Annotated in this window: 1 protein-coding gene; it reads left to right on the forward strand. The window is 69.1% G+C overall.

Annotation, left to right across the window (positions count from 1 at the left end):
* Positions 1-224 precede the first annotated feature (224 nt).
* Complete coding sequence (locus ACI2LW_RS33675) at positions 225-1,424, forward strand: IS110 family transposase (RefSeq protein ID WP_404735057.1); 1,200 nt, start codon at positions 225-227, stop codon at positions 1,422-1,424.
* The last annotated feature ends 22 nt before the right edge of the window (positions 1,425-1,446 follow it).

Genomic DNA, 1,446 nt, shown 5'->3' on the forward strand with positions numbered 1-1,446 from the left:
GCCCTACCTTCTTGAGTGCGTCCCGCGAGTTCGCGACTCTGGGACTGCGCGGGTGGGGCAGGGATGGTTTTCATGCTGGCTGCCCTTGATGGCTCAGGCCGCTGTTCCCCCTGCCCCGCCACTTCTTCCGGACTGCTGATTAGGCTCTGCGGACCATCGCTGGGTAGGGCGAGGACAGGCGGAAGGAGTCGCGCCACACGTTGGTCGACGAGGGGAGCGTCACCTTGCCCGCTCATGCAGGATTCGACATCGCCAAAGATTTCCACTGGCTGGCCGTCACCGACGACCGCGGCAGGCAACTGAGCAGCCGCCGGGTCGACAACGATCCCGAAGCCATCGGCCAGGCCATCAGCGACCTGAAGGCCGTGGCGGCCGAACATGGCGCCGTCACCGTCGGTGTGGACGTGATGGGCGGAGTGGCCGCGCTGGTCACCGCCATGCTCCTGGCCGCCGGTCTGCGGGTGGTGCACGTGCCCGGCCTGGCCGTCAACCGTGCCCGCCGCGGTACCCGGGGTGGGGAGAACAAGTCCGATCCCCGGGACGCGAGGGTGATCGCCGAGCAGGTCATGCTCCGCGACGACCTGCGGGCTGTCCAGGTGCCGGAGGAGACCACCGTCGAGCTGCGCCTGCTGGTCGGCCACCGCACCGTGCTGGTGAAGGAGGCCACTGCGCGGATCAACCGGCTGCGGGACCTGCTCGCTTCGATCCATCCCGGCCTGGAAAAGGCCACCGACCCCACCAACAAGTCCAGCCTCATCCTGCTGGCCCACTACGTCACCGCCAGCGAGATCCGCCGCGCGGGCACCTCCCGCATCACCGACTACCTGCGCAAACGCGGCGTCAAGCAGCCCACCGCCGAAGCACTGGCCCAGGCCGCCGTCAGCTCGGCGCACACGCAGCGCACGGCCGTGGCCGGCGAGCGCCGCACCGCCGAACTCATCCGCGAACTCGCCGCTGATCTCCTGACCGGCAAGAACCGGCTCCTGGCCCTCCAGACCGAGATCGAGGAGCTGGTCGACGTGCACCCTGACGGGGCCCTCATCCGCAGCCTGCCGGGGATGGGGGCCACCCTCACCGCCGAACTCATCGCCGCGGTCGGCGACATCCGACGCTTCTCCAGCGGCGATGCCCTCGCCGCAGCCTCCGGCCTGGCGCCCGTGCTCACCCAGTCCGGAAAGATCCGCTACTCGCGCAGCGCGACCGGCGGCGACAAGGCCCTCAAGCGGATCTTCTACCAGTCGGCCTTCTGCGCGATGCCGAACCACCCACCATCCCGGGCCTTCTACGACCGCAAGCGAGCCGAGGGAAAGCGACATCACCAGGCACTCATCGCCCTCGCCCGACGCCGCGTCAACGTGCTCTACGCCATCCTGCGCGACCGCCGGCCCTACCAGGACCGACCACAACTCAACCTCGTGGCTTGACTTCAGCATTAGGCAGCGGCCT

This window comes from Streptomyces sp. NPDC004065 (genome assembly GCF_044903565.1).
Taxonomy (GTDB): Bacteria; Actinomycetota; Actinomycetes; order Streptomycetales; family Streptomycetaceae; genus Streptomyces.